Genomic DNA, 20,759 nt, shown 5'->3' with positions numbered 1-20,759 from the left:
GGACGGGTGACGCGGGTTGGGTGACACCGGGTGGGTGAGGCCGGGCGGGTGACGCGGGATGGGTGACGCCGGGCGGATGACGCGGGATGGGGTGACGCCGGGCGGATGACGCGGGACGGATGGTGCCGGGCCGATGACGCGGGACGGATGGTGCCGGGCCGATGACGCGGGACGGATGGTGCCGGGCCGATGACGTGGGACGGGTGACGCCGGGCCGATGACGTGGGACGGGTGACGCGGGTCGGATGGCGCCGGGCGGGTGACGTGGGTCGGATGGCGCCGGGCCGATGACCCGGGTCGGATGACGCCGGACGGATGACGCCGGACGGATGACGCCAGGCGGATGACGAGGGACGGGTGACCGCCATGGGACCGTCCCTCAGCCGCCTCAGCCGCCTCAGCCGCCTCAGCCGCCTCAGCCGCCTCAGCCGCCTCAGCCGCCTCAGTCCTTCGTCCAGCCCTTCCCCGGCGTCGCGTCCGCCGGCTCCGGGGTGGGGACGGACACCCGGACCGAGGTGGTGTCGTCGTCCCCGTCCGTGTTCACGGTCTCGATGATCGCCAACCGCTCCGGCGTGTCCTCGGGCCGCAGGAAGCCGATCAGGATGTAGAGCACCAGCGACACGGCCAGCGGGATCGACACCTGGTACTGGAGCGGCACCCCGCCGTCCACGCTCCAGTTGATCGGGTAGTTCACCAGCCAGAAGGCCAGCAGCCCCATCGACCAACTGCCCAGCGCCGCCGTCGGCCCCGACCGGCGGAACGGCCGCAGCAGGCCCAGCATCATCGGAATCGCCATCGGACCCATCAGGCCTGCCACCCACTTGATGACGACCGTGATGATGTCCTTGAACGCGGGGGAGTTGACCTGCGTCGCCGCGGCCATCGACAGCCCGAGGAAGACGACCGTCGTCACCCGCGCCGCGACCAGCCCCGACGAGTCCGTCCAGGTCCGCGCCCGCTTCCAGACCACCGGCGCGACGTCCCGGGTGAAGACGGCGGCGATGGCGTTCGCGTCGGACGAGCACATGGCCATCGTGTGGGAGAAGAAACCGACGATGACGAGCCCCAACAACCCGTGCGGCAGCAGCTGTTCGGTCATCAGGGCGTAGGAGTCGGAACCGTCCGGCTTCTGCGACTGGACCAGCAGCGGGGACATCCACATCGGGAAGAACAGCACCGACGGCCAGACCAGCCACAGGATCGCCGACAGCCGCGCGGACCGCTCGGCCTCCCGGGGAGTGGCCGTGGCCATGTACCGCTGCGCCTGGTTGAGCATGCCGCCGTTGTACTCGAACAGCTTGATGAAGAGGAACGCGAGCAGGAAGACCGTGCCGTACGGACCCACCAGCGGCTTCCCGTGGCCCTGCAGCGCGGGGTCGTCCCAGACCCCGAAGAACCCTCCGTGGTCGTCGAGTTTGCTGACGACGGCCACGAACATCGCGATACCGGCGAGGAGTTGGATGACGAACTGCCCCAACTCCGTGAGCGCGTCGGCCCAGAGACCGCCGATCGTGCAGTAGACGGCGGTGATCGCGCCGGTGATGAGGATGCCCTGGTTGAGGGACATCCCGGTGAAGACGGACAACAGGGTCGCGATGGCGGCCCACTTGGCGCCCACGTCCACGATCTTCAGCAGCATCCCGGACCAGGCCAGCGCCTGCTGTGTCTTCAGGTCGTACCGGTTCTTCAGGTACTCCAACGGGGACGCCACATGGAGCCGGGAGCGCAGCCGGTTGATGCGCGGCGCGAACAGCTTGGAGCCGATGGCGATGCCGAGGGCGATGGGGAAGGACCAGGTGACGAAGGACGTGACGCCGTACGTGTACGCGATACCGGCGTAACCCGTGAACATCACCGCGCTGTATCCGGACATGTGATGGGAGATGCCGGACAGCCACCAGGGCATCTTCCCGCCCGCGGTGAAGAAGTCGCTGACGTTGTCGACCCGTTTGTGGGACCAGACACCGATGGCGACCATCACACCGAAGTACGCGATGAGCACGGTCCAGTCGAGACCGTTCATGTGCTCCCTCCCAGGGGCGTCGAGCTGGTCGAGCGGGGTGTCGAGCGCCCGCTCATCGTCGATTCGCTGGCATGGCAGCGACAACAGCCCGTATGGTCAAGAGGGAGTAAAGAAGTTCGCCGCACTGACCTCGGTTCATGTCCATGAACTCAGCGCGACCACTGAAAGATTGGCGGAATATCAGCTACCGCATCAGCTCACCCGCGTTCACCAGCAAAGACTGTCCGGTGATGGCCCGAGCGCGTTCCGAAGCCAGGAACACCACAGCGTCCGCGACATCCCCGTCCGTGGCCAGCTCGGGCAACGCCATGCGCTCCGCGAGCCGCCGCCGCACCTCGGTCTCCGGCACCCCCTCCCCCTGAGCCGTGAACCGCACGTACGCCTCCACCGGCGGCCCCCACATCCACCCCGGCAGCACGGTGTTGACCCGTATCCGGTGCGGTCCCAGCTCCCGGGCCAGTGAGTACATCGCGCTCGTCAACGCCCCCTTGGAGGCGGCGTACGCGGCCTGCCGCACCTGTGAGGGCGCGGCCACGGCGGACTGCGTCCCGATGAACACCACGCTCCCGCCCCGCTCCTTCAGCGCCGGCAGACAGGCCCGCGTCATCCGCAGCGTGCCCAGCAGGTTCACGTCGACGACACCCGCCCAGCTCTCGAAGTCCGCGTCCTCGATCCCCCCGAAGTAGCTGTCCCAGGCGGCGACATGGACGGCCCCGTCGATCCGCCCGAACCGCTCGCACGCCAGCGCGGCCAGCGCCTGACACTGACCCTCGTCGGTGATGTCGGTCGACCGGTACGCAGTCCGAGCCCCGTCCGGATCCAGCTCGGCGACGGTCTTCACGAGGTGCACCTCGGTACGCGCCCCGAGCACGACGTTCCCCCCGTCCCGCAGGACAGCCGCCACGACCTGACGCCCCAGCCCGGCCCCGACACCGGAGACGACCACGGTCTTCCCTGTGAGCAGCGACATCGAAGCCCTCCTCGACTCTGGCGGATTACCTGACGGAGCGTCAGAGTATGGGCGTCCGAAGGAGGAAGGAAGAGGAAGGAAGAGGAGGAGAGGGGATGGGAATGGACAAGAAGGGAACGGCCGGGAAGGGAACGGTCGCGAACGAGAGGGCTGGCAACGGGAAGGTCGCGAATGGAACGGCTGAGGAGACCCGCAGCGAGGTGTACGCCGAACTCGCGGCCCTCGGCCCGTACGGTGTCCACCCGGGCCACGCGCTCATCACCATGGTCGAGCCGCACCCGGGGCACGAGCACGCGTACAACCGCTGGTACGAGGATGATCACTACATCGCCGGCGCGATGGCCATGCCCTGGATGTTCTCCGGCCGTCGCTGGGTCGCGACCCGGGACCTCCAACTCCTGCGCTACCCCGAGAAGTCGGCGGTGGCGCAGCCGGTCACGGCGGGCTGCTACCTCTCCACCTACTGGATCACGCAGGGCCGTTACGCCGACCACATGCGCTGGACCGTCGGCATCAACAAACGGCTGAATCGAGACGACCGCGTCTGTCAGGACCGTACCCACGTCTTCACCGCGTTCCAGGACCACGAGACGACGGTCTACCGGGACGGCGACACCGGCCCCCGTGACTTCCACGCCCTCGACCACCCGTACGCGGGCCTGGTGTTGCAGGTCGTCGACGCCGAAACCCCGGAGGCGCGGGGGGAGTTGCTGGAGTGGCTGCGGACCCGGTACCTGCCCGGGAAGCTGGCCGGGTCGCCTGCCGCGATGGTCACCGTCTTCCACCCGACCCCGCTGCCCGGTGACCGGATGACGTACGTGAAGCAGGTCGAGGGCGTGGACGTACGGCTGACGCTGCTGTGGTTCCTGGAGGCGGATCCACGGGACTGCTGGGAGGCGCACTTCACGGGACTAGGGGAGGCGGTCGGTGAAGGGGGCCTGGGGCGGGTGGAGTTGGTGGCGCCGTTCGTCCCCACGGTGCCGGGGACGGATCTGTACGTGGACCAGCTCAGGTGACTCTGGGCGGCTGAGGGTGGCCGGGGCCGGCCGGGCATGGCCGAGCCCCCTCGGCCAGGACGGCGGGCCAGTCGAGAGGGCTCTTCCTGTGCTGCTTATGGAGTTGTGAGAAGTGGCGGTGAAGCATCAGATGAGGTCGGACGCTCCCCGGCTGATCTCTGCCACGAACGAGTTCCATGAGTCGGCCGGGAAAGCCAGCGTCGGACCTGACGGGACCTTGGAGTCCCGGACCGACATCGCCGCGAGGACCGGGGACTTGACCTCGACACACGCGCCGTTGCCCGTGGAGTACGAGGACTTCGTCCAGGTGCTCGTGGCGCCTTGCTGAATTGCCATGTTCGCTCCGCTTTGACCAGGGGGTGAGTTGCTGTCGCCGACCGGAGGGCACCCTGCGGAGCCCTCGGCACGGTTTGCGCCAACGTTGTTCCTCGATGGCCTGATCGACGCTACTCGCCAACGCCCTTATGCGGACCAACCGTTCACTCGACCGGGTGGCATATACCAGCCGGGTCTTCCACTGGCGTGATGCGGAGGTGTAATGTGCGGCCCTTGCTTCTCCAGGGCGTCAGCGTGCGTACTCTTTCGCCAAGTCCGCGATGAATTGCCGGGATTGGTCCACGTTCAGGGCCTGTGCCCGCAAGTGTTCGTACATGACGCTGTACTTCTGAACGTCCTGCGCCTTCTCCAGATACAGGTCGCTGGTGACGCCCTCGATGTAGACCACGCTGGAATCGGCCGCGTCGGGGAACTCCAGGATCGCGTACTGGCCGTTGAGGCCCGGATGAGCCCCCATCTCGAAGGGGATGACCTGCACCGTGACGTGCGGCAGCTGCGACTGTTCGACCAGGGACTCCAACTGCTCCCGCATCAGCAGCTTGTTGCCCACGAGCCGGCGCAGCGCCGCCTCGTCGAGCACCGTCCACAGGCGCAGCGGGTTCTCCACCGCGGTGATTCGTTCCTGCCGACGCAGCCTGACCTGGACGCGGTTGTCGATGTCGCTGGAGGCCGTCTCCGGGAGCGCGCCCGTGATGAGCGCCTCCGCGTACGGACGGGTCTGCAACAGCCCCGGGATGACCTGGGGGTCGTAGACGCGCAGTGACGCCGCGTCCGTCTCCAGTCCGATGTACACGCTGTACGGGACGTCCCCGAACGCGTGCCACCAGCCTTGCTGTCGGGAGTCCTTGGCCATCTCCATCAGGGAGTCGACCATCCGCTGGTCCTCGACCTCGTACACCCCGCACAGGTCGCGGACATCGCGCTGACTGATGCTGCGGCGGCCGTTCTCCAGCCTGCTGATCTTCGACTGGGAGACCAGCAGCCGCTCGGCGACCTCTTCGGCCGTCATGCCCTTCTGTTCGCGCAGCCTGCGCAACTCCTGGCCGAGTCGGCGTCGCCTGACGGTGGGATTGACGTTGGACGCCATGGGACGTGCACCTCCGGCTGCGTGCCTGTACTTGCCACTTTCCGTATCTGCTGTTGAGCAGACTGCCACCAAGGTGCGTGGTACCGCTGGGAAACTGCGGATATGCGATGCCGAGACGGGAGATATGCGCGCGGTACACGCCAGTTCGGCGGATTCCGCTTATCCTGCCGGGCCCGTGTCCGGACGCCTCCGGACACGCATGTGCCGGACGCCATGTGCCGGATGCCCGCTCTGTGCCCGGCCGTCCGACCGGTCGTGCGCCCGTCGGGTGCGTGGCACTTCGGGCCGGGTGTCCGGTCCCGGACATGCGGCCGCGCGGGGCGGTGAGGGCCGTGTCGGAGTCCGTGCGGACATCCTTACGGTCCCTCACCGACCCGCGCGGGCCGACGGCTCCCGAACCGGTCTTGGGGACTGCGGTGCGGCGCTGTTGAGGTCCTGCGTGGTGCGCGTGCGAGTCGTACGGGGTGGTGCGAGGTCGTGCGGGGTCGTACGGGTGCCTCGTGGACCGGGCGTTCGCCGTGGGACTGCGGCTCAGTGAGCCACGGCGCGCGCCATGGATCCGCGGTGCGGCTGCATCGGAACGCCGCGTGCGGGCTCCGGTGCTGGCCTGGCTCCCGGGGTGGCCTGACGGCCGGCCGGTGCCGGGCTGCGGCGCGGCTGGACCGCGACGCCGTTCTGCACGTCCATGACAGCGTGGGCCACCAGACCGCCCATGGGGTCGTGCCGGATCAGGTCCCGCAGCCGGGAGCGGGACGAACGTCCCTCGTTACCCGGATACAGGTGCTTGCCGAGACCGACCGCATGGGCCAGGGCGGCGAGCGCTGCCGTCCGCGGGTCCGGCGGGACGCCGGTGCGGATGGCGGTGTCCAGTCGGGCTCTGATCTCCCGGCTGATCTCCGTGTCCGTCGCCTGGTAGCGAGTTGTCGGCAGCACCCCGCACATCTGTCCCGCCACGGCATGCACCATGCCGCACCGCTCGAGATGCGAGAGGTAGGTCTGACGCAGCCCCAGGCGGGGCCCGCCAATCCAGTTGACCGCGCGTACGGGTGCTCCGCGTCGGCGAAGCAGTTCCAACGCACTGTCCAGTGTTGGATCTCCAGTCGGCCGTGGAACGACCACGGCGATACGATCCCCGTCCGGGGCTATCCGTCCGGCCATCGCCAGCTCCACTAGCTGTGCTCCGGCCAGACCGAGGTCGAGCGACTGCGGCTGTGCGGTGGTACCCGTGGCCGGGTCCAACGCCAGCAGTAGAAGCTCTTCCGGAATTGATCTGCGGCTCCTGCCCATCCATGCCTCCCCGCGTGGATGAATGACAGGGTGACCCCTCTCACATTCATCTGTCGAGAGGGCGTGACCGGTTCGTTGTGGAACCAGTAGGTATGTCGTTCTCGTCTACCTCAGGAGTCAAGGTCGCGCACAGGACACTGGTAGGCGGTTCGGACAGTGTCGTCCGGGCGGCGATTGACGGTCCACGGTTCGGTACACGCACGGTGAGCGTGCGGCGCATCAAGGAGGCATCGGTGGCGGGCGAGTCCCCCGACAGGTCGAAGCAGCGCGAGTCGTCGGAAGACCCGACGTCGGGGAGCGCGGGTCCGGTTCCCGGGGCCAGGGGTGAATCAGGCGCCGGGGCCCGTGACCCACGGCTCGCGGTGGCCCGGGACCGGGAGTCCCCGGCGCGCGGTGGCGTGGACATGGCGACACGGGTGTTCCAGCGGCCGCAACTCCCGGCGGACGCGGGCGGCTCCGCCGATGACGTGAGTACGGCGGACACGGCCCCGGAGGCGGAGAGCGAGCCCGAGGCCGCGGCGGAGGCCGCCGAGTCCGGCTCGGCCGGCGGTACCGACGGCACGGGCAGCACCCGGTTGCGTGCGGCGGTGGCCGCGTGGGTCTCCGGCGCGGACGAGGGCGAGGGCGAGAACGAGGGCGTCGAGGGTGCCGCCAAGAAGCCCGGCCCCGATGCGGACGCCAACCCGACCCCGGACGCGGAGACTCCGGCCGACGCCCCTGAGGGCGACGAGAAGCCCGCGGCGGGTGCCGCAGGCGTCGCAGGGCCAGGCGAGCCCCCCGAGGCCGCAGAGGCGGCCCCTGAGGCCATTGACGGGGCATCCGCCGACGCCGCCGAGGTCTCCTCCGAGCCGGAGAGCACCCGGAAGAGCGAACCGGAAGAGAACCAGAACCCGGAAACCGGCAGCGATCCCGCGCCGAAAACCAGGTCCGAGTCCGCCGCCGGAACCGCAATCGGGGCCGATACCGCTCCGACGTCCGCGTCCGGCACGGCACCCCTCGCCGGGGCCGAGAAGCAGAAGGCGGCAACAGGCAACGGGTCCGCGCCGGAAGCCAAGTCCGGCACGGGGAAGGCAACCGGGGCCGACACCGCGCCCGCGTCTGCGCCCAGCACCGGCGCCGGGGCCGGCTCCGGGGCGAAGACCGAGCCCAAGTCCGGCTCTGCCGTCGGCGCGAGGTCCGGGAGCGTGAACAGCGCCGAGTCCGCGCCGGAAGCCAAGTCCGGTACGGGGATGGCAACCGGGGCCGACACCGCGCCCGCGTCTGCGCCCAGCACCGGCGCCGGGGCCGGCTCCGGGGCGAAGACCGAGCCCAAGTCCGGCTCTGCCGTCGGCGCGAGGTCCGGGAGCGTGAACAGCGCCGAGTCCGCGCCGGAAACCAAGTCCGGCACTGGTACGGCCGCCGGAACCGGCACAGCGTCTATGTCTACGTCTTCGCCCGTCACCGGGACCGGGCCCGGCTCTGGGTCGGGAGCCAGGTCCCAGCCGAAGACCGAGCCCGCGTCCGAGCCCACGCCCAAGTCCGGTTCCGTAGACGGAGCCGGGGCCGAGAACGTGGGCGGCGCCAAGTCCGAGTCCGGGACCAAGTCCGAGTCCGGCACCGGTGCCCAGTCCGGGAGCGCGGCCGATTCGGGGCCCGAGTCCGACGCGGAGGCCGACGCCAATGACGGCGGCAACTCCGCCGCCGGTGCTGACGATGCCGACGCCGAACCGGCCCCCGGCCCCGACAAGCCCACCGACGCTCCTGCCCCCGAGCCCCCCGTCGATCAGCCCACCGCCGTCTTCAAGGTTGCCCGGCCGCCCGTCGTGCCGGCGGTCGATCAGCCGACGACGATGCTCAAGCTGGGGGACCTCCCGGCCCACGCCGACAAGGGGGCCGGTGAGCCCAAGGCTGACGACTCGGGTGCGGAGGAGAAGGGTGAGTCCGTTGCTGAGCGCACCAGCAAATTCGTAGCGCTCAGGCAGCTGGACGATCCGGCCACCCGTAAGGCGCCGCCCGTTGTTCCGCCTGCCGGTGGGCCCGCCAAGGCTCCGCCCGCTGTTCCGCCTGCCGGTGGGCCCGCCAAGGCTCCGGCCGCGCAGTCGGCCAAGGTGACCCCCGCCGATGCCACTGCCGCGATCCCGCAGGTCGGGCCGGAGCGGACGACGCAGCAGCCGTTGCCGCCCCTGCCGCCGCTGGATCTGCTCGCCGAGCTGACGAACACGCCGCCGCCCCGGGACACCGCGGTGCGGACGATCGCGCGGCGCGTCAAGATCTGGACGCCGGTCGCCATCCTGTTGGCGATCGTCTTTGCAGTCGTACAGGCTCTGCGTCCGCTGCCGGCCCCCGAACTCACCCTGACCGCCAAGGACTCCTACACCTTCGACGGGACGGCCGCCGCGCTGCCGTGGCCGTCCGAGGGGCAGGGCTGGATGGATGTCAACGGCATCGGGACCATGGGGAAGTTCGGCGAGCAGAAGCCGGTCGCCATCGGTTCGGTCGCCAAGGCCATGACCGCGTACCTCGTCCTCAAGGACCACCCGCTGAAGGTCGGCGAGGAGGGTCCGAAGATCAAGATCGACGCGACCGCCGAGAAGGAGGGCGGCTACAACACGGACGGCAAGGGCGAGTCGACCCTGGACACCGTCAAGACGGGCGACACCCTCACCCTGAAGCAGGCGCTGTCGGCCGTCATGATCCCGTCCGCGAACAACATCGCCCGGTTGCTGGCGCGTTGGGACGACGGGACCGAGGCGGCGTTCATCAAGAAGATGAACGCCACCGCCAAGGAACTCGGGATGAAGAACACCACCTACACCGACGCCTCCGGCCTCAAGGAGACCACCGTCTCCACCGCCGAGGACCAGGTGAAGCTGGGCAACCAGTTGGTGAAGATGCCGGCCCTGATGGCCATCACCAGCCAGCCCTTCTGGGTCGACCCGACGGGCAAGAAGTGGCGGAACTGGAACGAGGTCATCCCGGCCGACGGCGGCATCGGCATCAAGACCGGCACCACCAGCGCGGCCGGCGGCAACCTGCTCTTCGCCGCCACGAAGGAGGTCGGCGGGGAGACGGCCATCGTCGTCGGCGCGGTCCTCGGCCAGCACACGGCGCCGATCATCGACACCGTCAACAACGTCAGCCGGACGGCGATGATCGCCGCCCGCGAGGCACTGCTCTCGTCGAAGATCCTGAAGAAGGGTGACGTCGTCGGGTACGTCGACGACGGGCTCGGCGGGCAGACACCGGTCGTGCTGTCGAAGGACGTCACGGCGATCGGCTGGGCCGGGCGGAAGGTCGAGTTGTCCTTCGCCGCCGCCGACGACCTGCCGCACTCCGCGAAGGCGGGCACCGCGGTGGGCACCCTCACCGTGGGCGACGGCGACGGCGGCGCCGTGAAGGTCCCCGTACAGCTCCAGAAGGACCTGGCCGAGCCCGGCTTCGACAAGAAGCTGACGCGCATCGGCTGAGCGGTACGCGGTACGCGGTACGCGCACCACGAGCACGGCACACAGGAACGCCCGCCCCAGGTCGTACGACCTGGGGCGGGCGTTGCTGTGTCTCTTCGCTTGTCTCTTCGCTTGCCTCGTCGTTATTTGTTCGCGTCCGCTTCCTTCTCGCACTGCAACGCCGTCTCCCGGGACGGGCCGCCGTACGTCGAGCTGATCCGGACGTCACCGGGCTGCTCGACGGTCAGCTTGGTGAACTCGCCCTCGTCCGTCAGGCAGCCGTCCTCCGCCCACAGCCACGGCGAGTACGCGATCCGTACGGTCACCGCGCCGGCCTTCGGCATCCGGACGACCATGTTGGCCCCGTCGGCGCTGACCACGGAGGCGGGCTTGTCGACCAGCGGGGTCGCGTTCTTGACCCGGTAGATCTTCCAGTTGGCGTCCTCCCAGACCGGCTGGAGATAGCTCGGCCCGCTGGTCACCAGGGCGTGTTCCAGCTTCGCCGGGCCGTCCGGTTCGCCGTTGACGAGGACGACGAAGCCCACCGCCCACTGGGAGAGCCAGGCCTTGTAGGCCGCGGCGGAGAAGCCGCCCTCGGGCTCCGCGGTGCCGGCGTGGCCCTCGTAGAAGAGCCGGCCCCGCTCGACGTCCGCCTGCCGGTTCCAGCCGCGGGCCATGTTGATGTACGGGGCGAGGATGGCGGCCTCGCGGTGGTCGCGGGCCGGTACGACCTCGACGCGCGTCTCCTCGGCGCCCAGCCGCTTCAGCTCGTTCACGACGCCGTCCGTCTTGACGGCCCACTCGGGCACCGTGGTGTTGGTGACGATGTCGGCGATGGTCTTGCTGGACAGCCAGCTCACGGAGATGGCCATCGCGAGCCCGAGGGCCACCATGCGCCGCCGGGCCGTGAACCAGGGGAGGGGCAGCCGGGGAACGGCGGCTTCCCCGAGACGGACCCCGTGGCCGTCCCCGTCCCGCTCCCCGCCGGGCTCCTCACCCTGCTGCTGCTCCTGGTGCTCCTGCTGTCGCCGCTCGGTCCGGTACATCATGATGGCGAGCAGTGTCGCCGGGGCCGCCAGCTCCGAGAGCCGCTCGACGTTCGTACCGATCGGAGTCGGGATCAGGTAGCAGAGGACCACACCGGCCGCGTACACCATGGCGCCCAGACGGAGTGTGCGCCAGGTGCTCGGGGCCGTCAGGACGACGATCGCGCACAGCACGACGGGCGGCCATATGCGGCTGAACGGCATGGGCTGCTCGCCCTCGAACGGGAACAGCAGTGTCGTGACGCCCACGACGGCCACCGGCGGCACGAGCAGGGCCGCGGCCCGGCCCCAGTCGCGCGACAGGAAGTAGGCGGCGCCGACGACGAGGACGAACAGACCGGCGACGGGGCTGCCGGTGGTGGCCAGCGTCGCGCACACGGCGGCCAAGCCGAGATGCCGTGCGCCGCGCCCGCTCACCACGGCCAGCACGGCCGCCATCCCGAAGGCCGTGCCCAGCACGAACGTCGAGCGCCCCGAGATCACCTGGCACCACAGCGAGAACCCCACCGCCAGGGCCGGCCACAGCGGCTTGCGTACGCCCGTCCGGGCCACGAGTTCCGCGCCGAGCAGCGTGGCCGCGACCCCCGACAGCATGGTGGCCGCGACGACCCCGATGGCGGCCATCAGATACGGCGACATCAGGCTGTAGTTGGCCGCGTGGAGTCCGCCGTACCAGAACAGGTTGTACGCGGAGTCCGGGTACATCTTCGCGAACTCGGCCCACGCCACCTGAGCGGCCAGGTCGCCGCCGCCGGTCGCGAACACCGCCCACCACACGAAGTACAACGGCACCGCGGACGCGGTCACCGTCAGTGCCACCCGGTGACGCTCGTGCCACACCTCACGTGCCTGCGTGGGCTTCTCGGCGCGCATGGCAGGTCGGCGTGGGGTCAGCTCGGCAAAGGCCACTGCAAGTTCCGTTTCCGTTCGGCTCGGGCGCGCGCGGACGACTGGTGGTGTCTGCCCTGTGGAGGTATCCAACGGGGTAGACGCTAATGGCACCCCGGCCGTTGGTTTGCAGGGCCCCACGTGACCGGGTGGTGACCGGGGCATGACGGGAAAGAGCTTTACCAGCTTCGGACGGTTCCCGGGCGGGCGCGACCGGATAATTCCGGCCGCGCCCTTCCGGACACCTGTCAGGACACATTCACGGGGAACGCGATGTCGCACACCGCGTCGTCCGGTCCCGCCGCGTCCCAGTCCGCGAAGTACACCTCGCGGCACGGCCCCGCCGGTTCGATTCCCCGCCCGGCCATCCACCGCTCCACGGCCTCGAAGGCGGCGATGATCTGCGGATGGGCCACCTGCGCCTTGGTGATCCGCGTGTACGCGAGCCGCCGGGCCGGTTCCACCCGTACCGCCGTCGCCCAGGACCGTCCGTGCGTCTTCGCCCAGGAGCGCGCGGCGGCCGCGTCGGCGACCGGAACGCACGACTCGGCCGGACCGTCGCTCTCCATGGACACCTCGGAGTGGTATACGACGAACGGCGCCGCACTCACACCCCCGCACTCCCGGGCCCCTGCCTCCAGGCGCCCCAGCGACGCCCCGATCCACGCGGGCAGCTCATCCACGAGAGTGTGCCGTTTCTCCGTCAGCACCACCCGCTCGGGTACGTCCACGGTCTCGACCACGAATGTTCCGTACAGCTCGTCCATCTCGGAGCTCCTCCCCGACAGTCGTCCACGGAGGTAGCCGGCGAGTGTGCGCTGACCCGCGATCCGCGCCTCGACGTCCGCCCAGTAGGCGGCGAGCCGCTCTGCGGCGGCGGGCCCGTCCAGCTCGGCCTGGGTCACCAGCTCGCCGATCAGGGCGAGTGGCATGTCCAGCTGCCGCAACAGGGCCACCAGCCGGGCGCGTTCGGTCTGCGCCGGCCGGTAGTAGCGGTAGCCGCTAGTCTCGTCGACGTACGCGGGGGCGAGCAGCCCGAGCCGGTCGTACAGCCGCAGAGCCTTGGCCGAGAGCCGGGCCCGCGCGGCGAACGCGCCGATGGTGAGCAGCTCGTCGTCCCGGTAGTCGTCCACGCCGCCATCCTCCGTCACCGGGCACGCTCGGCCCGGTGACACAGGACGCTCGACCCTGCCCCAGGGGCAAGGTCAACCTCGTACGGACGAGGGGCGCGGGCGGCGCTGTTCGTGCCGGTCAGCGGCTGGCGCCCTCAGGCCAAAGGACCGTCACGGGTACGCCGGTCCGCTCGGCGTAGGCAACCACATCCGCTGTCCCGCCATACCCCCGGGCCGGTTTCCCGTCCCACACGGCGATCAGCTCGTCCGCCAGGCCCACCAGGATCTCGCTGCCCGCCTGGTGCGCCCCGGAGGTCGACTCGGTCATGCCGGTCTCGTGGACATCGACCGCGCTGGCGTACAGCTCGTCATAGACGGGGTGGTGCCGCTCCGGGAGGGTCTCGCGGGACTCGGTGGCGGGGACGACGACTTCAAGCCGTCCGCCGTGCTTCAGAACCGCTTCGGCGAACCAGGAGTCGGGGCCGTCGGCGATGCACGACACGGCCGTCAGATCGGTGGCGTCAAAGCCGCGTACGGCCTCGTCGAGCATCGCGCGTACCTGTTGCTCTACGTCTTTGCTGAGTCCGCGGTGTCCGGTGATCCCTATGCGCATGCTGTGATCCCTCTTCTGATGTCAGGGGCGCGGCGCTCCGGCTACTGGCGCAGCGGGTCGCGCAGCATCGTGGCGAAAACCGGGGAGTCGTCGAACGGCTGCTGAGCGCCGATGTCCCGGTACCCCCACGACTCGTATACCGCTTTCAGTCGTCCCTCGGACCGCGTGGGATCGACCAGGAGCGTGGCGCGCTCCTCATCGCGCTCGGCGAGGAGCGTCTCGTGCAACAGCCGGGAGGTTCCTGCCCCTGCGGTGCCGCGGAATGCCTCGCGGACCAGGACCTCTTGGACGGCGAACGTCCGGCTTCCCGTTTCCCTAGTGAATTCATCCGGCTGGGGCTGTCGCATGGAGGACCACCACAGGGATCCGCGCATGAGTGGTGAGCCGAAGATGTAGCCGGCCGGCTCATCGGCCTGGTAGGCGATGACGACTTCCCAGCCGTCCCGGGACGCATAGCTGGCCAGGCGCTCGTCGAACCGTTCCACGGCGTTGAAGGGGTTGTCCATCAGCCCGAATTCGGTTCGGACTTCTACGTGGATGTCGAGAATGAGCTGGCGGTGCTTCTCCATGTCGCTGGTGCGGAGGAGTTTCAGGGAGCCGGTGTCCGTCATGCGACCGCCGTTCGGTAGAGGGCCTGCCAGTCGCGGGCCTCGTGATTGCGGGGAGCGAGAGTGGTGACCTGCTCAGTGAAGCGGTCCAGGAGTTCACGGACCCGGGCGTGCCTCATCATTCCCTCAGGGATGCGCTGAGCGGTGGCCACGGCCTGTTCGAGGTCTCTCTGGCCAAGTTGCGCACCCGCGAGGTTCGCGCGTACGAGGGCCATGTTGCGCTTCAGGTCGGGCCGTACGTACGCGAGGCTGCGGTGCGCATGCTTCTCGGCTTCGGGCCAGTGGGCCAGCCGCATGCTCGCCGCCATGGCGAGGTGGTCGAGTTCGGCCTGGTCGTAGTAGTCGATCCAGGTCGGGCGGTGCTTGTTCGGATCGGCGCGCTCGAGTGCCTTCTGCGCCAGGTCCAGATAGCGCATGGCGCTTCTGCCATCGCCGAGTTCGGCGTGGTTGAGCGCTATACGGGACATCGACAGCGAGGCGAACAGCGGGTCGCGCCGGGTGATGGAGCATGCCCGGGACTTCTCGGCTGCGGCCAAGGCATCGGCGGGGCGGCCGAGTTGCCGGAACAGAACGCTGGCGTGGCTCCATACGCGAAACTCGGTGGCCGGGTCGCCGGACAGACCGGCGAGGCGGATGGTTCTGTCCAGGTGGCGTTCGGCTGACTCGAAGCGCTGGCCGTCGATGGCCGCCCACATGGCGCTGTTGGAGAAGGCTGCGGCAACAGTGTAAAGCTCAGAGCGGATCCGCGCGGACGCGTTGTTCGCCTGCTGGAGGCTGATCACCTCGTCGGTGACGTCTTCGGCTCGTTTTTCCAGCTCCGAGGTACCGCCGTACATGCTCTCCGCTGTGGTCCAGGCCACGAGTTCGGCCTTCCACACCTCGACGTCATCGGAGTTGAGGCGGTGACGCCGGGTCCCTGTGACGGTCGGCGTGCTAGCAGAGACGCCTGCCGCGGTGACCGCGGCGAGGAAAGTGCGGCGATACAAGGGGTCGTCCTCGGGTGCGGGGCAAGGGTTTGACTTCTTACTCCCCCGAGGGGCAAAGCCTAACTCTGCGGTTGTCCGACCTGTGACCTTCTCAAGCGCCGCCCTCAATAGGGCGTTGGGCGAACGGTGTTCGCCACTGAGCAGCTTGAAGATGTGTCTCTCGTGGACCGTTCCGTAACGGTCCGTCAGATTCTCAATCTCTGTGTTGGCCAGGGAAGTCAGCTCGCTGACGAGCATTCCGTGCTTCTGCATCCATGATGCGAGCGCGTCGTTCCGTGTCCCTGGCATAACAGAACGTTAGAGGGCGTCGCCGAAGCGTCGAGTAAAGCGACAGTCAAAACGGCAGGGCGCTCGCGGGCAGTCCCCGGTCGATACGGCATCCCCACAGCGGCGGTACGGCGGTTGTCTTGGTACCCAGACGAGTACGACCGTGGACCAGGGAGCCCCCCATGCCCCACCCCAGAGACGCAGAATCCGCCGTCCCCCATGAAGTACTCACCCCCGTGGAGACCGGGGCGGGCGTGCTCGTGCACTCCCGCAAGGACCGAGAGTTCGCGGTGGGGACCTGGCTCCTGGCGGCAGTGAAGGAGGCCCGGGCGGCGTGGGAGCAGAGGAACGGCATCGCGCTTCTGCGGTGCGGTGGCCTCTTCGGTGCGGTCCGGCTCTCGACCGACCTGGTGTGCGCCGCGGCTGCCACGGAGAACACGGCAGAGGTCGACGACTTCCTCGCGGAGGCACTGCACGGCGCTCCCGTGTTCATGGACCAGTTCGCCCAGTCGTACTACGTCCTCGTCCCTGTGAGCACCGGGCAGCGCCGGGAGTGGAAGACCTCTCCCCTTGCCCCGAAGGCGGAGTTCCTCGGGAGTAACACCTTCCTCGGCGTGCCAAGGCCCGACGCGACCGAACCGGAGGGCGTGCGCTCGTACTGGTGCGTCTCGATGGACGGCCCCGGTGCCCTCGCGGTCCCGGACGTGGTGTCCCAGCTCGTCGCGGTCGGCCGGTTCCGGCAAGTGGCGGCGGACAACGCGCCGCCCACACCCGCCGCATAGACCGGCGCCGGCCGGTCCCCTCCCTCCGAGGCGGACCAACACGGGTCGCCCGCCGGTTCAGATGGCGGGCGGCCCTCTCAAAGCCCCCGGCCGGGGCTGCCTCGTCGCTCCACTCAGCCCCGGCCGGGTTTCCCTGGCAGACCAGACCGAAGGAGACACCTGTGACCACCACCCTGGACCGGGCGCGGGAAGCGTTCCCGCTCGCCGCCGGCAGGCTTCCGCTGAGCACCGAGGCGCCGTCCGGGCCGGACACGCGGCCTTGGGCCCTGCGGTTCGCCCGCACGCCGGACTCGACCGGAGCCGTCACCATCCCGGCCTCCTTTTACGACGCGGGACAACAGGTCAACGTGTCGTCTGACGGCGGCCTGTTGACCTGTATGGCCAACACCCACAGCCCGACTGTGCCGGACGGCTCGACAACGAACCCGCCGCCGCTGGACGAAGGACCGAAGGACTAGAACATGTCCCTGCCTGTCCTGGTGATCGCGGCCAACGACGATTGGCCGACCGATCGAGTAGTCACGGAGTTGACCGACCGACGGGTCGAGGTGTTCCGCATGGACACCGCGGACTTCCCTCAGCAGCTTTCGCTGACGGGCCGGATCGACCGGGGGCACGGATGGGCGGGTGAACTGGCCACCGCGCACCGCACGGTGGAGCTGTCCCGGGTCGGCGGGGTGTACTACCGCGCCCCCGGGGCATTCCAGTTCCCCGGCGGCATGACCGCCCCGGAAGAGCGGTTCGCCGCCGCGCAGGCCCGGTCCGGGCTCGGCGGCGTCCTGTCCGCGCTCGACTGCCGATGGGTCAACCACCCCACCTTCATGGCCCGGGCCGAGTACAAGCCGGTCCAACTCGACGCCGCCCGCGCCTGCGGGCTGCGCATCCCACCCACACTGATCACGAACCGGCCCGAGGCGGTACGGCAGTTCGCCGCCGAACTCCCCGGCCCGCTCATCTGCAAGCCCGTGTCGTCCCCGGTATTGATCGAGGACGGCCAGCTCAAAACCGTATACACCCGCCGCCTCACCCCGGAGGATCTCGCCGACCTACGCGGTATCGAGACGACCGCCCACCTCTTCCAAGCCTGGCTCGACAAGAGCCACGAGGTCCGCCTGACTGTCGTCGGCCGACGCATGTTCGCCGCCGAAATCCACGCTGACAGCGAGGCCGCACACGAGGACTGGCGATCCGACTACGGCTCGCTCGCCTACACCACCACGACGGTTCCTCCCGACGTGGTGGCCGGAATGCGCGGCCTGATGGACCGGCTCCACCTCCGTTACGGGGCCGCTGACCTCGTCGTTGACCCCTCCGGGAGGTGGTGGTTCCTTGAGGTGAATCCGTGCGGGCAATGGGACTGGATACAGGGCGCGACCGGGCAGCCGATCGCTGCGGCGATCGCTGATGAACTGCAAGGAGTCACCTGATGGACTGGCAGCAGCACGCCGCCGCGCTCGCCCGCGAGGTGGTGCACCCCACCTCCCCGCTGTACGGGCCGGTCATGGCCACGCCCCGGCACCTGTGCGTGCCCCGCTGGTACGCCGCCGGCCCCGAGGGCTGGACGCCTGCCGACGGCCCCGCGGACGAGGCGGAGTGGGCCGGCGCCTCGTACGCGGACCGGACCCTCGTGACGCGGGTCGGCCCGGTGCACGCCGACCACGCCCCCGACGGCGAGGCGGTGACCGGGCGGCCTACCTCCTCCAGCACCCTGCCGAGCCTGGTGGTCAGCATGCTCACGCACGGGAGGCTCAGCGAGTGCCGGGACTTCCTGGACGTGGCGACCGGCTCCGGGTACAGCGCCGCCCTGGCGTGCGCGTGGCTCGGGGACGACTACGTGACCACCGTGGACGTCGACGCCTACCTGACCGAGGCCGCCGCGGACCGGCTCGCCGCCATCGGCCACAACCCGAAGGTGCTCACCCAGGATGCCGCCGGGCCGCTTCCCGGCGAGTACGACGGGATCGTGTCCATGGTGTCCATGCCCCGCGTCCCGGCCTCCTGGCTGCGCGTGCTGCGGCCGGGCGGGCGCCTCGTGACCACCATCGCCGCAACCGGGCTGATCCTCACCGCCGACAAGCACGACGACGGCGGGGCCACCGGCCGGATCGAGTGGGACCGGGCCGCGTTCATGGCGACCCGCACGAGCGACGACTACCCGCCCCAGCTCGAAGAGCTGTACAAGCGGGTCAGCGACCAGGACGGGGACGAAGTCACCACATCCCCGTTCCCGGTGCTCGACGTCATGCAGGCATGGGAAGTGTGGTCGATGCTCTCCCTCACCGCCCCCGGCATCGAGCACCGCAACGGCACCGATGACGACGGCGGCCGGATGACGTGGATGTTGCACCCCGACGGGTCGTGGGCCCGCGCCCACACCACGCCCGGCAGCCGCACCACGACCGTCCACCAGGGCGGTCCGCGCCGCCTCTACACGATGCTCGAAGAGATCCGGTGGAGGTGGGTCGAGCACGGCGAACTGCCCGTGTACGGGGCAAGGGTCACCATCACCCCTGAGGGAGAGACGACGTTGGCGCGCGGCGGGTGGTCGGCAACGTTGTAAGCCCGTAAGGGTCCCGGCCGTGGCGCCGGCCCGGCAGACTGGACACAGCCGATGAGGAGGGAGCAACCCCCATGGACGACGAGCCCCTTGAGGAATGGGCGGCACGGCGCGAGGAACGCCGTCCCGTGCCCGGGGAGCGTCGGGCCACCCCGCTCGGCGAGGAACCGGACCAGGGGGCCCACGTCGCCCCGGACGCCCCGCGCGGCGTCCAGGAGTGGGACGGGCACCAGTGGACGCCGGCGGGTGTCGCAGCCGACTTCCAGGCCGCTGCGAGCGAGACCGGTGAGGATGCGGCATCCCTGGCTGAACGGGTCGCACTCTCCTCGTTCAGCAAGCTGCCCCCGATGCCCGAACCCTGGCGGCCGACCGAGGTGTTCCACCGGCGCTGACGAACGCACCAGGCCGGCCCCGGTCGTCCGCACCCCCGTGACGGATGGCCGGGCCCCCCTTGAGACTGGCAGGGGCCCGGCCTCTGGAGGGAGGGCGGACAGGGTCAGCCGATGGCCTTCTCCACCGCGCTCACCAGCTCGTCCGTCTCCGGCTCGGTCTGCGGGGAGAAGCGGGCGACGACCTGGCCGTCGCGGCCGACGAGGAACTTCTCGAAGTTCCAGCGGATGTCACCGGTGTGGCCCTCGCCGTCGGCGAAACCGACCAGACGGTCGTACAGGGCGTGCCGCGCGTCCCCGTTGACCTCGACCTTCTCGGTCATCGGGAAGGTCACGCCGTACGTCGCCGAGCAGAACTCGGCGATCTCCTCGGAGCTGCCGGGCTCCTGGCCCATGAACTGGTTGCAGGGCACCCCGAGCACGGTGAAGCCCTTGTCGGCGTACCGCGCCTGGAGCTTCTCCAGCCCCGCGTACTGCGGGGTCAGCCCGCACTTGGAGGCGACGTTGACGATGAGGACGGCCTTGCCCGCGTACTGGGCGAGGTCCGCGGAACCGCCCGTGAGGGCGCCGATCTCGACGGCGAGGGGGGAGTCGGGGGAGGGAGAGGAGGCGGGGGAAGTGGCATCTGTGGTCATAACCGGATGCTAGCTCCGGTAGGTGTCGGGCCCGGGCTCCGCCCCCGGAGCCTTGACCAAGACCTCACCGGAGGCCGTACGCGAGTACAGCACCGACCGCCCCGCCCGCCGCCGCTCCACCAGCCCGGCGTCCAGCAGCACCCGCAGATGCCGTCCGACCGAGCCGAGCGTCTGCCCGGTCACGGCGGTCAGCTGGGTGGTGCTGTGCGGCGAGCCGAGGAGTACGAGGACTGCGGCCCGGGCCGGTCCGAGAAGCGCCCCGAGCGCGGCGGACGCGGTGCCACGGCGACCGTCCCGGCCCGCCAGCGCGCCCGCGCACGGATAGATGACCGCGTACCGCTCCGGCGCCTCCCACGACACCCACCCCGCCTTCGGTGTCACGGGGACGAAGACCAGCTCGGCGCCGGAGATCTCCCGGGGCGGGTACTCGTGCACGTTCACCTGGAGCCGGTCGCCGTCGAGCCAGCGGGTGCCGGGGCGCAGGGCGTCCAGTACGGCGGCCCAGCCGTCCTGACCGACCCGCGCGGTCCGCGCGACCACGTCGGCTTCGAGGACGCGCCGACGCCGGTCCCAGTCCGGGAGTACGGCCTCCTCCCAGATGTGGGTGAGGAGGTCCGCGGCGCGTCGGGGGAGGTCGTCCCGGTCGGCGAGGGCGGCGGGGAGCGGGCCGGGGCGGGAGCGGACGAGGTGCGGCGGTACGCGGGCAGGTGGGCGGTCAGCCAGGCGTGCTCA

The 20,759-nt window shown here is 69.9% G+C and carries 18 protein-coding genes and 1 pseudogene; 7 read left to right on the top strand and 12 right to left on the bottom strand.

The window, feature by feature from the left end:
• Positions 1-442: 442 nt before the first annotated feature.
• Both QA861_RS18710 and QA861_RS18705 read right to left on the bottom strand, forming a co-directional pair.
• Complete coding sequence (locus tag QA861_RS18710; RefSeq protein ID WP_334589468.1) at positions 443-2,023, bottom strand: sodium:solute symporter family protein; 1,581 nt, start codon at positions 2,021-2,023, stop codon at positions 443-445.
• Between the two features lie 184 nt (positions 2,024-2,207).
• Positions 2,208-2,993, bottom strand: coding sequence for an SDR family oxidoreductase (locus QA861_RS18705; RefSeq protein ID WP_334589467.1), 786 nt, complete (start codon positions 2,991-2,993; stop codon positions 2,208-2,210).
• A gap of 101 nt (positions 2,994-3,094) precedes the next feature.
• On the opposite strand from QA861_RS18705, the gene QA861_RS18700 reads away from it, so the two are divergent.
• Positions 3,095-4,009 (top strand): hypothetical protein, encoded by a 915-nt coding sequence (locus QA861_RS18700; protein WP_334589466.1) that lies wholly within the window; start codon positions 3,095-3,097, stop codon positions 4,007-4,009.
• Between the two features lie 126 nt (positions 4,010-4,135).
• Here the strand turns inward: QA861_RS18700 and QA861_RS18695 are convergent, their stop codons facing one another.
• From QA861_RS18695 to QA861_RS18685, 3 genes are all read right to left on the bottom strand, one after another.
• Positions 4,136-4,345: a DUF397 domain-containing protein gene (locus QA861_RS18695; RefSeq protein ID WP_334589465.1), complete on the bottom strand. Its 210-nt coding sequence runs from the start codon at positions 4,343-4,345 to the stop codon at positions 4,136-4,138.
• Between the two features lie 229 nt (positions 4,346-4,574).
• Entirely contained in the window at positions 4,575-5,432 is an 858-nt protein-coding gene (locus QA861_RS18690; RefSeq protein WP_006380955.1) for a helix-turn-helix domain-containing protein, read from the bottom strand.
• Between the two features lie 531 nt (positions 5,433-5,963).
• The gene (locus tag QA861_RS18685; protein WP_334589464.1) at positions 5,964-6,719 is read right to left on the bottom strand and encodes a GOLPH3/VPS74 family protein; all 756 of its coding nucleotides are present in this window, start codon (positions 6,717-6,719) and stop codon (positions 5,964-5,966) included.
• A gap of 209 nt (positions 6,720-6,928) precedes the next feature.
• On the opposite strand from QA861_RS18685, the gene QA861_RS18680 reads away from it, so the two are divergent.
• Positions 6,929-10,165, top strand: coding sequence for a D-alanyl-D-alanine carboxypeptidase (locus tag QA861_RS18680; RefSeq protein WP_334589463.1), 3,237 nt, complete (start codon positions 6,929-6,931; stop codon positions 10,163-10,165).
• 122 nt (positions 10,166-10,287) lie between these two features.
• On the opposite strand, the gene QA861_RS18675 is transcribed toward QA861_RS18680, so the two are convergent.
• The 5 genes from QA861_RS18675 to QA861_RS18655 all read right to left on the bottom strand — a co-directional run bounded on the left by QA861_RS18675 (position 10,288) and on the right by QA861_RS18655 (position 15,685).
• The gene (locus QA861_RS18675) at positions 10,288-12,063 is read right to left on the bottom strand and encodes a DUF8823 domain-containing protein (RefSeq protein ID WP_334589462.1); all 1,776 of its coding nucleotides are present in this window, start codon (positions 12,061-12,063) and stop codon (positions 10,288-10,290) included.
• Positions 12,064-12,326: 263 nt separating this feature from the next.
• Positions 12,327-13,229, bottom strand: coding sequence for a MerR family transcriptional regulator (locus QA861_RS18670; protein WP_443041506.1), 903 nt, complete (start codon positions 13,227-13,229; stop codon positions 12,327-12,329).
• Positions 13,230-13,329: 100 nt separating this feature from the next.
• On the bottom strand, positions 13,330-13,803 hold the full coding sequence (locus QA861_RS18665) for a hypothetical protein (RefSeq protein WP_334589460.1): 474 nt from the start codon (positions 13,801-13,803) through the stop codon (positions 13,330-13,332).
• Between the two features lie 41 nt (positions 13,804-13,844).
• Positions 13,845-14,414, bottom strand: coding sequence for a GNAT family N-acetyltransferase (locus QA861_RS18660; protein ID WP_334589459.1), 570 nt, complete (start codon positions 14,412-14,414; stop codon positions 13,845-13,847).
• Positions 14,411-15,685: an NsdA family TPR-like regulatory protein gene (locus tag QA861_RS18655; RefSeq protein WP_503461737.1), complete on the bottom strand. Its 1,275-nt coding sequence runs from the start codon at positions 15,683-15,685 to the stop codon at positions 14,411-14,413. The genes QA861_RS18660 and QA861_RS18655 overlap by 4 nt, the downstream gene beginning before the upstream one ends.
• 161 nt (positions 15,686-15,846) lie before the next feature.
• Here QA861_RS18655 and QA861_RS18650 point away from each other — a divergent pair, with 161 nt between their 5' ends.
• From QA861_RS18650 to QA861_RS18630, 5 genes are all read left to right on the top strand, one after another.
• Positions 15,847-16,446, top strand: a complete 600-nt coding sequence (locus QA861_RS18650; protein WP_334589457.1) for a hypothetical protein — start codon at positions 15,847-15,849, stop codon at positions 16,444-16,446.
• Between the two features lie 161 nt (positions 16,447-16,607).
• Positions 16,608-16,904, top strand: a complete 297-nt coding sequence (gene tgmA / locus QA861_RS18645) for a putative ATP-grasp-modified RiPP (RefSeq protein WP_334589456.1) — start codon at positions 16,608-16,610, stop codon at positions 16,902-16,904.
• 3 nt (positions 16,905-16,907) lie between these two features.
• On the top strand, positions 16,908-17,873 hold the full coding sequence (gene tgmB, locus QA861_RS18640; protein ID WP_334589455.1) for an ATP-grasp ribosomal peptide maturase: 966 nt from the start codon (positions 16,908-16,910) through the stop codon (positions 17,871-17,873).
• Positions 17,873-19,006, top strand: coding sequence for a methyltransferase domain-containing protein (locus tag QA861_RS18635; RefSeq protein ID WP_334589454.1), 1,134 nt, complete (start codon positions 17,873-17,875; stop codon positions 19,004-19,006). The genes tgmB and QA861_RS18635 overlap by 1 nt, the downstream gene beginning before the upstream one ends.
• 71 nt (positions 19,007-19,077) lie before the next feature.
• Positions 19,078-19,395, top strand: coding sequence for a DUF6087 family protein (locus QA861_RS18630; protein ID WP_334589453.1), 318 nt, complete (start codon positions 19,078-19,080; stop codon positions 19,393-19,395).
• A gap of 104 nt (positions 19,396-19,499) precedes the next feature.
• Here QA861_RS18630 and QA861_RS18625 read toward each other — a convergent pair whose 3' ends face one another.
• Together QA861_RS18625 and QA861_RS18620 are read right to left on the bottom strand one after the other, a co-directional pair.
• Complete coding sequence (locus tag QA861_RS18625; protein WP_334589452.1) at positions 19,500-20,027, bottom strand: glutathione peroxidase; 528 nt, start codon at positions 20,025-20,027, stop codon at positions 19,500-19,502.
• 9 nt (positions 20,028-20,036) lie between these two features.
• Positions 20,037-20,717: pseudogene (locus QA861_RS18620) on the bottom strand (ArsR/SmtB family transcription factor); the annotation flags it as partial.
• Positions 20,718-20,759: the final 42 nt, after the last annotated feature.

The sequence above is a fragment of the Streptomyces sp. B21-083 genome, from assembly GCF_036898825.1.
GTDB lineage: Bacteria > Actinomycetota > Actinomycetes > Streptomycetales > Streptomycetaceae > Streptomyces.
This window is presented reverse-complemented; position numbering and strand designations above follow the sequence as displayed.